13 protein-coding genes are annotated in these 14,448 nt (G+C 63.1%); 12 read left to right on the top strand and 1 reads right to left on the bottom strand.

The window, feature by feature from the left end; translation table 11 throughout:
- The 12 genes from ACK4TE_RS04460 to ACK4TE_RS04405 form a co-directional block, all read left to right on the top strand.
- The coding region (locus ACK4TE_RS04460; protein ID WP_409910280.1) for a hypothetical protein at nt 1–387 on the top strand (387 nt) is incomplete at its 5' end.
- A gap of 85 nt (nt 388–472) precedes the next feature.
- On the top strand, nt 473–2,419 hold the full coding sequence (locus tag ACK4TE_RS04455) for a cytochrome D1 (RefSeq protein WP_409910279.1): 1,947 nt from the start codon (nt 473–475) through the stop codon (nt 2,417–2,419).
- Nucleotides 2,416–3,063 carry an SCO family protein gene (locus tag ACK4TE_RS04450; protein WP_409910278.1) on the top strand — a complete coding sequence of 216 codons (648 nt, stop codon included), beginning with the start codon at nt 2,416–2,418 and terminating at the stop codon, nt 3,061–3,063. Before ACK4TE_RS04455 ends, ACK4TE_RS04450 begins: the two co-directional genes overlap by 4 nt.
- Before the next feature lie 16 nt (nt 3,064–3,079).
- Nucleotides 3,080–3,715, top strand: coding sequence for an SCO family protein (locus ACK4TE_RS04445; RefSeq protein ID WP_409910277.1), 636 nt, complete (start codon nt 3,080–3,082; stop codon nt 3,713–3,715).
- Complete coding sequence (locus ACK4TE_RS04440) at nt 3,696–5,048, top strand: c-type cytochrome (RefSeq protein WP_409910276.1); 1,353 nt, start codon at nt 3,696–3,698, stop codon at nt 5,046–5,048. Before ACK4TE_RS04445 ends, ACK4TE_RS04440 begins: the two co-directional genes overlap by 20 nt.
- Nucleotides 5,049–5,231: 183 nt before the next feature.
- On the top strand, nt 5,232–5,798 hold the full coding sequence (locus ACK4TE_RS04435) for a curli assembly protein CsgF (RefSeq protein ID WP_409910275.1): 567 nt from the start codon (nt 5,232–5,234) through the stop codon (nt 5,796–5,798).
- Between the two features lies 1 nt (nt 5,799).
- Nucleotides 5,800–7,017, top strand: coding sequence for a CsgG/HfaB family protein (locus tag ACK4TE_RS04430; RefSeq protein WP_409910274.1), 1,218 nt, complete (start codon nt 5,800–5,802; stop codon nt 7,015–7,017).
- A 114-nt stretch (nt 7,018–7,131) separates the two neighbouring features.
- Entirely contained in the window at nt 7,132–8,442 is a 1,311-nt protein-coding gene (locus ACK4TE_RS04425) for a beta strand repeat-containing protein (protein ID WP_409910273.1), read from the top strand.
- 28 nt (nt 8,443–8,470) lie between these two features.
- Nucleotides 8,471–9,544: a hypothetical protein gene (locus ACK4TE_RS04420; RefSeq protein ID WP_409910272.1), complete on the top strand. Its 1,074-nt coding sequence runs from the start codon at nt 8,471–8,473 to the stop codon at nt 9,542–9,544.
- A 7-nt stretch (nt 9,545–9,551) separates the two neighbouring features.
- Nucleotides 9,552–10,040: a hypothetical protein gene (locus ACK4TE_RS04415; RefSeq protein WP_409910271.1), complete on the top strand. Its 489-nt coding sequence runs from the start codon at nt 9,552–9,554 to the stop codon at nt 10,038–10,040.
- A gap of 1 nt (nt 10,041) precedes the next feature.
- The gene (locus ACK4TE_RS04410) at nt 10,042–10,608 is read left to right on the top strand and encodes a hypothetical protein (RefSeq protein WP_409910270.1); all 567 of its coding nucleotides are present in this window, start codon (nt 10,042–10,044) and stop codon (nt 10,606–10,608) included.
- A 99-nt stretch (nt 10,609–10,707) separates the two neighbouring features.
- Nucleotides 10,708–12,909, top strand: coding sequence for a Tex family protein (locus ACK4TE_RS04405; protein WP_409910269.1), 2,202 nt, complete (start codon nt 10,708–10,710; stop codon nt 12,907–12,909).
- On the opposite strand, the gene ACK4TE_RS04400 is transcribed toward ACK4TE_RS04405, so the two are convergent.
- Nucleotides 12,906–14,438, bottom strand: a complete 1,533-nt coding sequence (locus tag ACK4TE_RS04400) for an oligosaccharide flippase family protein (RefSeq protein WP_409910268.1) — start codon at nt 14,436–14,438, stop codon at nt 12,906–12,908. The genes ACK4TE_RS04405 and ACK4TE_RS04400 overlap by 4 nt on opposite strands.
- Between the last annotated feature and the right edge of the window lie 10 nt (nt 14,439–14,448).

Here is a 14,448-nt window from a genome sequence, read left to right as displayed (position 1 = left end):
ATCAACAACGCTTTCCGCGCCTATTCCAACGTCATGACAGGCGGCAATGATCCGGAAACCCCGGTCTTCAAGGCCCGCCCTGGCCAGGAAATGCGGTTCCGAGTGGCGATTCCGAGCGGCTATGCCCGGAACACGACGCTGACCATCCTGGGCCATAACTGGCGGGAGGAGCCGTTCAACTCGGTTAACGGCCCGTCGGATGTCATGTCCAATCACTGGTCCCACAGGGTCCGCTCGACGACCGACAATATCGTGGTCGGCAACAGCTGGAACATCCTGACGCGGGCGGGGGGGGCGATGGCGGTGCCGGGAGACTATCTCTACCGGGATGTCGCCTCCTTCGGAAACCTCAACGGCCTCTGGGGCGTTGTCAGGGTCGAGGAATAGCGGGTCTCCGAGTTATCTGGCATGAGCCGGGCGGGCATGTTTATTGCTCACCCGGCTCAGGTTGAGTTTCTGCCGGGTGAGGAACATGCAGGCTGAACGCGTATCAGATTGGGTCCGTAAGGCCGCTTTGCCGGCGGCGCTGATCCTCGCGGCTGCGGCGCTCGGCGCTTTCTTCCTGCTTCGCCCGGACAGCGGCGCGGTACGCGGAAGTTCTGTCTCCCGCGATGGCCTGAAGGTCGATTTTGCCATCACTTCCGTGATGGAACCGGACCAGCCCCTGAAGGCGGGCGAAATGGCCCGCATCAGCCTGAAATTCACGGACACCAATACCGGCAAACCGGTCACGGGCCTGCTGCCGGCAGCCTGGATCGATCCGCTGCGCGCGGGCGATGCGCCGGAGAAGGAAGCCTGCCGGTCTGCGGCGGCGACCTATCTCAGCGGCTATGTCGGCGTCCGGCCGATGATCGATCTCAACAGCTATTACATCGTCGTGCTCAACGCCGACCCGACCATAGCCGTGATCGACCCGATCATCGGCGTGCGCGGAATCACTAAGCTGCTGACGCAGGTCATCCTGCCGGGCCCGCCGGAAGACTGGGCACGCTCTGCGGATGAGAAACAGGTCTATGTAGCCATGCCTGCCGTTGACGGCGTGAGTTTCGTCGACCTCGACACCTTCCGCCTGATCGACACGGTTAAAGTCGGCGAGCGCCCGACCCGCATCACGGTGCAGGCGGATGGCCGCTATGCCTGGGTCGGCACCACGGGCGCCAAGCCCGGCGTGACCGTGCTCGATACCGAAAAGATGAACGTCAAGGCGCATATAGAGACCGGGCGCGGACATCATGAGCTCTTGGTGACGCCGGATAACCGCCATGCCCTGGTCAGCAACCGGGACGACCGCACCGTCAGCCTGATCAATGTCAGAAACCTGAAGAAAACGATGGACTTTCCGGTCCGCGGCACGCCGATTTCGCTGGCCTGGTCGCCGCTGTCGAAGGCCGCCTATGTGGCCGATGGCGAGACAGGCGAAGTGCTGGTGCTGGACCCTGCAACCGGCAAGCAGCGCGCCACGATCGAGCTCGAGCCGGGCCTCGGCCCGATGCGCGTCACACCGGATGGCCGCTATGGCTTTGTCGTCAACCCGGTTAAAAACGCTGTCTTCGTGTTCGACACGGCGACGGATCGCCAGATTCACCGGATCGATATTGAAGGAGAGCCGTTCCAGATCGTGTTCTCGCGGTCTTTCGGATATGTCCGTGGCCTGAAGACCCCGAAAGTGTCGATGATCCGCCTTGCGGACATTGGCGGGCAGGCGCCGATCACCATCAACGAGTTCGAGGCCGGCGAGCGCGCGCCGAAAGACTCGCCGACGCTGCTTCCGGCGGACCTGTTTGCGCCGGCGGTCACCGAAGCCGCCACGCTGGTCGTCAGCCCTGCCGATGCCAATGTGTTCTATTACATGGAAGGCATGAACGCGCCGATGGGCAGTTTCGGCAGCTATGGCCACCGGCCAGTGTCCGCAATGGTGGCCGACCGCACGATCAAGGAAGCCGAACCGGGCGAATATGTATCCGTGGTCAAGATTCCGGTTGAGGGCAAGTTCCAGCTGATCCTCACGCTGGACAGTCCGCAGATGATCGAATGTTTCGAGTTTGATGCGGCCGTCAATCCGATGCTGGCGCGGGATGAACTGCCGCTTCGCATTGCCTTTGACTCGCGCAGCGGCGCCCTCGTGCCGCTTGGCCAGTCCGCGAAAGTTCAGTTCACGCTGCATGACACGGCCCGCGGCGGCGCGCCCTACACGGGCAAGGATGTCCGGGTGCTGACATTCCGTGCGCCGGGTCAGGATCGTCAGGAGCACACCGTCAAGGCGCTTGGGGACGGCAAGTTCGAATTCAGCTTCACGCCGGACGAGACAGGGGCCTACTACGTTTATCCGGCCGTGCCTGCCCTCGGCCTCGACTATGCGAAGCTGCCCTTCATCACGCTGGTTGTGCAGGAGACAGCAGCGGGGGGCGGTGCGCGATGACCGGTATTCGCCTTCTCGCGCTTGCCGCAATTGCAGGCCTCGCGGCCTCTTGCGGCCAGGCGGCTGACAAGACCGGCTTGTCCCACGATCACTCTGCACATGCCGCGCTCAGTTCCGCGCCTGCAGCCGGGTCCGAACAGCAGGCGCTGGTCGTGTTCAGCGACGCCGCCATGCAGGACCAGACAGGTGCCGAGCGCCATCTGCAGTCTGATGTTATCGGTTCGCGGGTCGTCGTCGTCGACTTCATCTTCACCAGCTGCCAGACGATCTGCCCGGTCACGACATCGCTGCTCACGGAGGCCAGGGGCCGCCTGAAGGATGTGCCTGCTGACGATCTCGTGTTCATTTCCATGAGCGTCGATTCTGCGGTCGATACGCCGGAACGGCTCGCCGCCTTTGCCGCATCGCGCAAGGCGGACTGGACGTTCCTGACCGGCGACAAGCCGGTGATGGACGAGGCGCTGACCTGGCTGAATGCCTATTCCACCAATCCGGAAAACCACACGGCCATGATCCTGATCGGCGACGCGGCTACCAACCGCTTTTCGCGCATCTACGGTATGCCGGACCCGGATTTTGTTGAGGCGCGTGTGCGCGAACTGATTGCGGCCCGCGCGCAAGGCGCTAGCCTTCACTCGCATTAGTCCGGGGACAACAGGCATGCGGTTCACAAATTTTTCAAAGCCCATCCTGGCGCTGCTGTTTGCGGCGCTGTTTGCTTTTCCGGCATCGGCGCATGGCCTGTCGCACAAGCCGGGCGACAAGGTGGAAACGCGCAACGTCAAGGCAACGGATAGCCAGGAAAAAGCCCGCGAATATTTCACCGATACGGAGTTGACCAGTCATACGGGCGAGAAGCTGAAGTTCTATTCCGACGTTCTCGACGGTCGCACGGTGATCATCAGCTTCATGTTCACGAGCTGTGTTGATGCGTGCCCACTGATCAACGCCAACCTGCAGCGCATCCAGGAACGCCTGAAAGACCGGATCGGCAAGGATATCTTCATCGTGTCGATCACGGTTGATCCGAAGGTCGACACGTCGCGGGTGCTGGCCGACTATCGCAAGCAGTACAAGGCCGGTAATGGCTGGCTGTTCCTGACCGGCTCGCCGAAGAATATCGAAACCGTCAGCAGCAAGATGGGGCAGGTGTTCGAGAAGGAAGCGCATCTGACGGCTTTCCTTGTCGGGAACACCAAGTCAGCCCGCTGGCGCAAGATCCCGGCACATCTGAGCGACGTGGTGATCGCCGAGCAGGTCAAGGATATCGCGGACGGTGTTTACGACAAGCCATAAGGCAGGTGTGGCCGTCCTGGCGTTTGCGCTCCTCGGCGGGCTGCAGGCAAGCGCCGACCTGTCCTCTGCGGAATCACGCGGCCGCGCGGCCTATTTCGGCGAGAAGGGCTCTGCCCTCGATGGCGCAACCGCGCGCATCGGTGAGCTGACAACGAAGCTGCCCGCAAACTCCTTCCCGTGCGCGTCCTGTCATGGCCGTACGGGCCTCGGCAAGGCCGAGCGCGGCGTCCAGCCCAGCCAGATAACGCGCGATGCGCTGACCCGTCCGTACACTGTGAAAGAAGCCACAGGCCGCAAACGCCCGCCCTACACGCTGGCCTCCTTCCGCAACGCCGTGCGAACCGGCAAGGATGCAGGCGGGAACGATCTGTCGGAGGCGATGCCGCGCTTCAATCTGACCGACAAGCAAATCGCCGATCTCTGGGCTTTCCTGGCGGTGGTCGATGAAGTTTCCGATCCGGGCATCACGGAAACGTCGATCACGGTCGGTGTCATCACAGACCCTCGTCACCCGGCAACGCGCACGCAGTTAAAAGTGCTCGATGCCCTTGCAGCCGATATCAATGCCATCGGCGGCCTGCACGGGCGCAAGCTGATATTCGAAGGTATGGCGCCCGCGTCGGCCGTCTCTGCGGCCTCGACGCATTTTGCGCTGCTCGCACCGCAGGGCGCCCCGCCCGGCGGGCTTGATCCGAGTATTCCGGTCGTCTCTGTGATTCCGGCTGAAGTTTCTTCGTCAGCCTCTTTTGCGCTCACCGCCGGCGAAGCTGACCAGACGGCCGCGCTCCGCCGGTTCGCTGTGGAGCAATTTGAAGTGGTCAGCCTGCGCGATGCCTGCGCCGCAAAGAAAGGTGATACCGTTCTCCTCGCGTCGGCGGCTTGTCTGGTTAACGCAAAGCCGGCCCGCCGCGTGCTGATGACCCAATCCGTTTTCGCTTCGCTCGCCCCGGCCAGCCGCACAGCGCTGCCACCGGAAACCTATATCGCGATCGCAACCCCGCTGGGGCGCATTGACTCCAACGCGCAGGCCGCCTTTGCCAGGACGCGAGCGAAAGCCGGCGGCGACAAGTCCGCCATCCTTGCCGAAGCCGATGCCTATTCCGCCGCCGCCGTGATGGTGGAAAGCCTGATGCGGACCGGCCGCGATGTCTCGCGCGCGGGGTTTGTCGAGCGCCTGGAAAGCGTTCGCGACTTCAAGGGCGCGATGACCCCGGCGCTGACTTTCGGCCCGAACCGGCACGTCGGTTCGCGCGGCGCTGAAATCGTCCGGTATGATCCGGCGAAGGCAACCCTGGCCACATCCGGCGTCTGGGTAGAGCCCGGCCCGCGCTGAACACCCACTTGGCGCAGTTTCAGACGATTACTTGAAGAATTAGGGTTAAATTTCACGAGTTCAGGTAATCGAGCGTTGACCCTAATACTGAGTTGGCGTTTAACTTGCATATAGATGTGTGGGGACGCATCAGTCAGTGCAGTAATAGCGCAAGCTGGTGTCCTCCAAGACGAGGACGCACATATGGTGGGACTAACCCGTATTTCGCGCGCGGCATTCATTGCCGCTGCTTTCGCTTCGGCTGGCCTTGCGGCAAGCGCCCAGGAGCTGATCTACAAGCCGGTCAACCCGTCTTTTGGCGGCGACAGTTTCAATTCGGCGCACCTGCTTGGCATTGCCAACGCGCAGAATGACTACAAGGACCCGAACAGTCCGACGACCGGCAATTCGCAGATTGACCAGTTCCTCCGTCAGCTGCAGAGCCGTCTGCTCTCCTCGCTGGCGGCGCAGGTCAACGATGCCATTTTCGGCGACAATCCGCAGGAATCCGGCACCATCACCTTCGGCGATCAGGTCATCACCTTCGTCCGCCTGCTGGACTCCGTCTCCCTGACGATCACCGACAACACGACCGGCGCCGTCACAGAAATCTCGATCCCGCTCCTCGGTCAGACGACTGCAGGTACCAATGGCCAGATCCTTGGCCTGCTGGGGGCGTCGGGCGATCTGTCCACAAGTGGCATGGCAGATCCGCTCAGCGGTCTCGGATCGATCACCGGCGAAGGCGATCTAACACCGGGAGGCTTCTGATATGTTCGCCTCCGTTCGCCGCCTTCTCATTGGCGCAGCACTGCTGCCCGTTATGGCCGCCTGCGCGACGACGCAGGAAAAGTATTCGGGCCTGATCGAACAGCCCGCCGTATCCGAAGTCCGCACCGATACCCAATCGCGTCTGCGCATGCTTCCGCCGCCGACTGAGCGCGCCGCCGTTGCGGTGTACTCATTCGAAGACCAGACGGGACAGTTCAAACCCTCCGAGGGCGTACAAACGCTGTCACGCGCGGTCACACAGGGTTCAACCTCGGTGCTCCTCAAAGCACTGCAGGATGCCGGTGACCGCAGCTGGTTTACGGTCATCGAGCGTGAAAACCTCGATAACCTCCTGAAAGAACGACAGATTATCCGCGAGATGCGCAAGCAGTATCTCGGTGAGGAAGAGTTGAACCAGGCCGCGCTTCCGCCCCTCCTGTTTGCCGGGATCATCCTCGAAGGCGGCGTCATTGGTTACGACACCAACACGCTGACGGGCGGTGCCGGCGCGCGCTTCCTCGGCATCGGAGCCAAGACGGATTACCGCGAAGACAAGGTGACAGTCTATCTGCGCGCCGTCAGCGTGAAGTCGGGCGAGGTGATCACCTCGGTTGTCGCCTCCAAGAAAATCGCCTCCATCGGCGTCGCAGCAAATGCGTTCCGCTTTGTCAGCTTCAAGGAACTCCTCGAAGTCGACACCGGCATCACCACGAACGAGCCGGATCTGCTGGCGCTTCGTCAGGCTACGGAAAAAGCGGTTGAGCTTCTGATCATGGAAGGCGCCGCTCTCGGCATCTGGGAGTTCCAGGATCAGGTGGTCGGCGCTGCCCTAATGGAACAATACCTCGCAGAGCGGGACGGCATCATTCCGGAGAAATCTGTCACCTTCGCGCAGGACGAGCCTGCACCTCAGGTGCAGAAGACGGCGGCCCTTTCCAAGGGTGCCCGCGCCAAGCCGGCGCCGCGCCGCGCGACGTCGCAGAAGCGCGGTGCGGCGGCAGACACCGTTCCGGCGGAAGAGACCGAGCCTGAGCCTGTGCAGATTGCCTCGGCCGCGATGGTTAAACCGGCAGACCTGCCGATTGTGCGGGCGTCTTTGCCCGTATCTCACGAGGGGAATCAGGTTGCGCGCAAGGCGTATCAACCCACATCGTTGAGCGAATACGAGATGCAGCGCGTTGTGTCGCTGGCGAGTGCCAGCGGTCATACGCGCCAATAAGTGGACGGCGCAGGGTGCGCTGATCATGCCGGCCCCAGGGGACAAACGGGGTTGGGTATAGGCCAGGGGGCTCGTCGGGTAGGCGAGCCGGGACGCAGTACGGGAGAAGTAAACATGCGCATGAAACTTATGACAGGGGCGGCAATCGCTCTCGTTCTGGCGAGTCCGGCTTTCGCCAACTCGTCCAACGTGAATCAGAACGACACGAACCATACGGCCATCGTGGACCAGACCAGCGGCAACGCCGGCAGCTCCACCATCACTCAGTCGGGTAACCTCAACTACGCCACTGTGGATCAGTCCGACACGGCCCTCTCCGGCGGCACCGCCCGGAACGCCAGCACGATCACGCAGAACGGCACCGATAACGACGCCGACGTCGACCAGTTCAACACCGGCGCTGGCGCCGCGACCCAGAACTCCTCGGTGATCTCGCAGACCGGCAGCGACGCCGCCGCTCAGCTCTACCAGCAGGGTGTCGGCAACACGTCCGTGATCGAACAGTTCGCGACAGGTTCCGAATCCGCCACCGTCAAGCAGGTTGGCGCCGGCAACGTGTCGAACGTCGAACAGTCCGGCACCAACGGTTCCGTGACGGTTGACCAGGGCTATACGGGCGGAAACTCTGACAACAGCATCGCCAATGTTGACCAGAACGGCGTCAACGGCACGGCCACCATCATGCAGGCTGGCAGCAGCCAGCTCGCCACTGTCAATCAGGGTGGTTCGGACAATAATGTGTCTATCGACCAGATCGGCCAGAACAACATTGCCTATGCAAGCCAGCTCGGCTCGGGTTCGTTCATCACGATCGAGCAGATCGGCACCGGCCTCGGCAACGCCGCAGACTTCACCCAGAGCGGTGCAGGCTCGACGCTTGCAGCGACGCAGGACGGCTCCCTGAACAGCGTCCTGTTCAGCCAGACCGCCAACACCTCGCTCGCTTCCTTCGAACAGACGGGGACGGGTAACGAAGCGACCGGTTCGCAGGGCGGCACGAACAACCTGCTGGAAGTCTCGCAGACCGGCATCGGCAACGAGGCAGGCACCATCCAGTCCGGATCGTCCAACACGACCCGCATCACGCAGACCGTCGGCGCCAACACCTCGACGGTCACCCAGTCGGGCACGGGCAACGACATCACGCTCGCCCAGGCAGGCTCGCTGAACCTCTCGACCCTCATCCAGAGCGGCCTCAGCAACGACCTGTTCGTGACCCAGTCGGGCGCCGAAAACACGGCGGTTGTAAACCAGACCGGCAATTCCGGCCTGATCGACATCGATCAGACCACGGCCGGCGCCTATGCCGAAGTCAACCAGTCGGGCGGCAACGGCAACCAGGCCTTCATCACCCAGCTTTCGCTGGATGCCGTCGGTGTCATCACACAGGTAGGTGCAAACAACTTCGCCTCGATCAACCAGTAATCCGTACAGAGAAGAAAGGACGCGTATCATGAAGAAGTTTCTTATCGCAGCCGCTTCGCTGTCAGTCCTCGGGATGGCCTCGGCGCATGCTCAGGGCTTCCCGTCCACAACGGGTGATAACTCGGCGCAGATCACGCAGACCGGCAACAACAACTTTGCGACCATCGATCAGGCAGTCGGCGGTGTCATCAACGGCCAGGGCGTGGCCAATATCACGCAGACCGGCAACCGCAACGATGCCCGTGTCACGCAGACATCAGCCACCAGCCCGATGACTTCTGGCTTTGCCAACGACGCGCTGATCGAACAGACCCGCGCGCGCGGTATCGCCTCGATCGATCAGATCCATGACTATGGTGTCACCCGTGTGAACACCGCGATCATCCGCCAGAATTCGCCGGATGCCGTGGCGCACATTGATCAGCGCGGTGACCGGCTGACGGCCAACATCCGTCAGTTCAATACCTCCTCGCTGCCGGTTGCGAACGTCAAACAGAACGGCACCTTGAACTCGGCCATCGTCCGCCAGCGCGGCGCCAATGGCAATGTGGATGTGCGCCAGGGTACCTTCGCAGCGGGTCCCGGCGTGTCTCCGGACATGAGCCGCGGCAACGTCACGGTCGACAATGAAGGCGTCAATGCCATCATCAAGGTTAGCCAGATCGGCATCGGCCACACGGCCACGGTGTTCGAAGACGGCGCCAATGGCCTGATCGACGTCTCCATGGATGGCAGCTTCAACATTGTGAATGTCCGTCAGGAATCGACGGGCGGCTCTGTCCGCGTCTTCAGCTCTTCCGGCAGTTCGCTGAACAATGTCGACGTGATGCAGCACTCCAGCGATGTCGGCAGCACGGCCTTCGTCAGCCAGGGGGGTAACTTTGCCTCTGCTGACATTGAGCAACTCGACAGCGTTTTCGGGGGTGGCGGCAACCTTGCCGATGTCATCCAGACCGGCACTGGCGCAAGCGCCACGTCGATCTATTCCGACATCCTGCAGGATGGCGGCAACAACCGCGCCTTCGTGAACCAGGCGGGCAGCTACGCTCTGTCGGGCATCATGCAGACCGGAACCGGCCACCTGGCCAACGTTTCGCAATAGGTGAAGCGTGAAGCCCGTTCGCTTCGGCAAGAAAGGGGCGGCCTTCGTGGCCGCCCTCATCCTTGCAGGAACAGCCGGCGCACAATCCTCCGGTGAAGGCGGCCTGACCGGCGGCCTTGACCTCTCGCCGCCGCTCGAAGGCAGCGATCTGTTTGCGGGCCTCGTGCCGCCGAAAGCCGGCTCCGCAGGCCCCGCCAGCGCGTCTGTGATCCTCCAGCAAGGCAGCGGCAACGCCGCCAGCATCACCCAGTCCGGCTACGGGCAGGGCGCCCTCGCCCTCATCTCCCAGTCCGGCACCGACAATGCGGTCGAGCTCAGCCAGTGCAATTGCGGCAATCTCGCCGGCATCCTGCAGGACGGCACCGGCAACCTCTCCCAAGTCAGCCAGACCGGCAGCGGCAACATCCTGCTTCACCAGCAATATGGGGATGGCCTCAGCCTCTCGGTCGCGCAATATGGCGGGGCGCAGATTTCGATCACCCAGACAGGACCCTGACATGCTCCCGTTCCGGCTTCCCCTCTCCGCCGGTGCCGCGCTTGCCGCCCTGATCGTCTGCCTGCCATCCGGCGCCGAACCGGACAGGTCCGCCGCCATCAAGCAGCTCTCCTCCGGCGCCACCCTGGCCGAGCGCAGCAGCGCCGCCTTCGATCAGATCACCCCGGCAAAACCGGACACCCGAGGCCGCGTCGACCAGATCGACCCCTCGCTCACGCCTGCTTCCGACGAAACCGGCCTCTCCGCGATGGCGTCCTCCGCCAGCCGCACCCCTTGCATTCTAAGCGCCGAACAGCGCGCCATCGTGACCAGTCTCGAAGCCCAGGGCCGGCTGCCGGCGGGCGACTGCGAAATGGCCGCCTTCCTGACCCAGCCGGGCGACAAATCCGAAGAAGACCGCCGCGCCACGGCTGCGGCCGTGCTCACCGCCGCCCCGGAACTTGTCGGCCAGGAAAGCGAAGCCGCCCGCCAGGCCCGCCTCGCCGAGGAAAGCCGCGCCGCCGCTGCGGCCGAGGCGGTCGGCGCGACTGTCTCCACCTATCTGGTTTCACCCGTTCCCGGGCAGTAAGCCGCCGGTCTGGAAACCATTGGTAAACCATGCGGCCTCACATGATGCCGCGCCGGGCCCATGCCCGGTTCAGCTGTGTTTCCAGAGGACTTTCCGCGCATGTCAGCCGCCGTTTCCGCTTCGATTGCCCGCATCATCGCCCGCGAAATCAGCGTCGGGGACCAGCAGGTCGCGGCGGCCATCGAGCTGATCGGGGAGGGCGCCACCGTGCCCTTCATCGCGCGCTACCGGAAGGAACGCACCGGCGGCCTCGATGACACCCAGCTGCGCCACCTCGCCCAGCGCCTCACCTACCTGACGGACCTGAACGCCCGGCGCGACACGGTGCTGAAATCCATTCGGGAGCAAGGCAAGCTCACCCCCGCCCTGGAAAAGCAGATCATGGCCGCCGAAACGAAGGTTGCGCTCGAAGATCTCTACGCCCCGTTCAAGCCGAAGCGGCGCACCAAGGCGACCATCGCCCGCGAAGCCGGCCTCGCCCGACTCGCCGAACAGCTTCTCGCCAATCCGGCGCTGACCCCGGCCGAGATCGCGAAGAAGTTCGTCTCCAAAACCAAGGGCGTCGGCTCTGCCCAAGAGGCGCTCGAAGGCGCGCGCCACATCCTCATCGAGCAGATTTCCGAAACGCCGGAAATCGTCGGCGCGGTGCGCGAGAAGATGTGGAAGGAAGGCAAGGTCCGCTCCGGCGTCGTCAAGGGCAAGGCGGAGGAGGGCGCAAAGTTCTCCGACTATTTCGATTTCGACCAGCCCATCGAAGGCCTGCCTTCGCACCGTCTGCTGGCCTTGCTGCGCGGCGAGAAGGAAGGCGTGCTGAAGGTCAGCCTGGATATTCCGCATACGGAGGGGCGCCCGCATCCGGCGGTGACAACCGTCATGCAGAAGGCCGGCATCGCCCACAAGGGCCGGCCTGCCGATGACTGGCTCGCCGCCACGGCTGAAGCCGCCTGGAAGACGCGCCTCGCTCCGGCGTGCACGAACGACCTCTTCGCCCGCGTCAAGGAGCGCGCCGATGCCGAGGCGATCAAGGTGTTCTCCACCAACGTGAAGGACCTTCTCCTCGCCGCCCCCGCCGGCCCGAAAACGGTGATGGGCATCGACCCCGGCATCCGCACGGGCTGCAAGGTCGCGGTCGTCGACGCCACCGGCAAGCTGCTCGAAACCACCACCATCTATCCGCACGAACCGAAACGCGACTGGGCCGGCGCGCTCGTCGAGCTCGCGAAACTCGCCAAGAAACACAAGGTCCAGCTCGTCAGCGTCGGCAACGGCACGGCCAGCCGCGAGACAGACAAGCTCGTCGCCGAACTCGAAGCGAAAATGCCCGACCTCGGCCTCACCCGCGTGATGGTGTCCGAAGCCGGCGCCTCGGTCTACTCGGCCTCTGAACTCGCTGCGAAAGAGTTTCCCAAACTCGATGTCTCGCTGCGCGGCGCGGTGTCCATCGCCCGGCGCCTGCAGGACCCGCTCGCGGAACTTGTGAAGATCGAGCCGAAAGCCATTGGTGTCGGCCAGTACCAGCACGATGTCGATCAGTCGGCCCTGTCGAATTCGCTCACCGCTGTGGTCGAAGACTGCGTGAACGCGGTCGGCGTCGATGTGAACACCGCCTCTGCGCCGCTGCTGGCGCGCGTCTCCGGGCTCAACGAAACGCTCGCCTCGAACATCGTCGCCTTCCGGGATGAGAATGGCCCGTTCAAATCCCGCGCGGCGCTGAAGAAGGTGCCCCGCATGGGCCCGAAAGCGTTCGAACAGTCTGCCGGCTTCCTGCGCATCCGCGATGCGAAGAACCCGCTCGATGCCTCCGGCGTCCATCCGGAAGCCTATGAAGTCGTCGAGACGATCTCGGAGAAAACCGGCCGTGAGCTGAAAAGCCTTATCGGCGACAAGGCCTTCCTGTCAAAACTTAAACCGCGCGATTTTGCCACCGTGAATTTCGGCGAGCCGACCGTGCGCGATATTCTCAAGGAACTCGAAAAGCCCGGCCGCGACCCGCGCCCGGAATTCAAGACCGCCCGCTTCAAGGACGGCGTCTCGACGCTCGCAGACCTGAAGCCCGGCATGACGCTCGAAGGCGTTGTCACCAACGTCACCGCTTTCGGCGCCTTCGTTGACATCGGCGTCCACCAGGACGGACTCGTCCACATTTCCGAACTGTCCGACACATTTGTCAAAGATCCGCATACGGTCGTTAAGGCCGGGCAGGTGGTGCGTGTGCGCGTGAAGGAAGTTGACGCGGCCCGCAAGCGCATCGCGCTCAGCATGAAATCCGAAGGCGCAGGCGATACGCGCCGCCGCGCCTAAGCGACTGCTTCCGCCGTCTCCGCAGCACCGGCCTTCTGGCCGGAAGGCTTCAGCATGGCGATCGCGGTCATCGACCAGTCGCGATGGAAGATCAGCAGGTAGCCGGCATAGGCGAAGCCTCCGACAGCGATCTTGATCAGCAGCCGCATCAGCGGTTCCCATCCAGCCATCTGGATGTCGACCAACCACACCGCACCGCCCATCACGGCCGTTGCGATATAGGCCGGCAGCACAGCGAGGATCAGACCGCTCAGCTTTGTGCCCATGTCGCGCAGCAGCACCGGCACGGTCAGCAGCATACGGATCGCTTCCAGCAGGACCAGGGAGAAGATCACCGCTTCGAGGGAATACTTGGCCAGCAAGTTCGCCAGCACGCTGATCAGCACGAAATCAAACAGGCAGTAGGCAATCAGCAGGTTGAACCGCTTCACCGCGATCATCGCCGCATTGCGGAAATAGGTCAGCGGCGAGAACAGCCCAGCCAGACAGAGGATGGCCAGAATGCCGCCAGACTGCGCGTATTCATCACTCAGGGCCACGGCGATCAGGTCGTGCGCCACCAGTGCCAGTCCGCCGAAGATCGGCATGGCGAACAGCGCCGACATCTGCGACAGGCGGCGGTAGATCAGATCGCGGTTTCCCGCCGCCTGGTTCTTCTCGGACAGCAGCACGACCCAGAGCGAACTGATCGGCGCAATAAAAGTGCCGTTCAGGATATCGACGAACCGGCTCGCAATCCGCATCAGGCCAACGGCTGCGGCGCCGAAGCTGAAGGCCACGATCAGATCGATGGAGCGCAGGTGGAAGGAGCTGATCGACTGGGCGGCGAAGATGCGCCCGGCATCCTTGAGGAAGCCCGCGGCAATCGGCAGGGAAAACTGCAGGCCCGGCCACCAGCGTACGCGCAGGGCCAGGATGAGCGACTGAACGGTCACCTGCGTGCCGCGCTGCGCTACCAGTGCCCATTCGGGGAAGGGGCTGAACACGGTGATCAGCGCTGCCGCGCCGCCGGCGAGTGCGCCGACGATGCCGCGGATGGCGCCGCCGCGGAAGTCGAAGTCCCGCAGCATCATCGCATTCGGCGGAACGGACAGCGGAATGGGCAGCAACGTGAGCGCCAGAACCGGCATGATCAGGGACAGACTCGGCTCATTGTTGGCCGATGCCAGCCAGCTGCCGAAGAAGGCGCAGATGACAATCACCACCAATGTCACCGCCATCATGGCCCAGAAAATCGAATCCATCTCGAGGCGCGAATACAGCCGGCGCTGCACGGTCGCGTCGATACAGGCGGAGCGGGCCTGGAGGTTGAAGAAATCTACGATGATGACGCCGAGCGCGAAGATGCCGAAGACCGTCGCATTCAGCTTGTAGGTAAGGAAGATGAACACGGCCAGGGTGATGCCATTGGTGGCGATATTGTTCGCCACGTTCCAGATCATGGCCGAGCCGAAGGCGCGCGCCAGACGCTTTTCGCTGCCTTCCGGATTTTGGTCCGGGGCCGGAGTATCTGAACGCGGCTCTGTCATCGGTTCGCTG

The sequence above is a fragment of the Hyphomonas sp. genome (assembly GCF_046313975.1).
Lineage (GTDB): Bacteria > Pseudomonadota > Alphaproteobacteria > Caulobacterales > Hyphomonadaceae > Hyphomonas.
The sequence above is the reverse complement of the archived record's forward strand: the minus strand, read 5'-3'. Positions and strand labels throughout refer to the sequence as shown.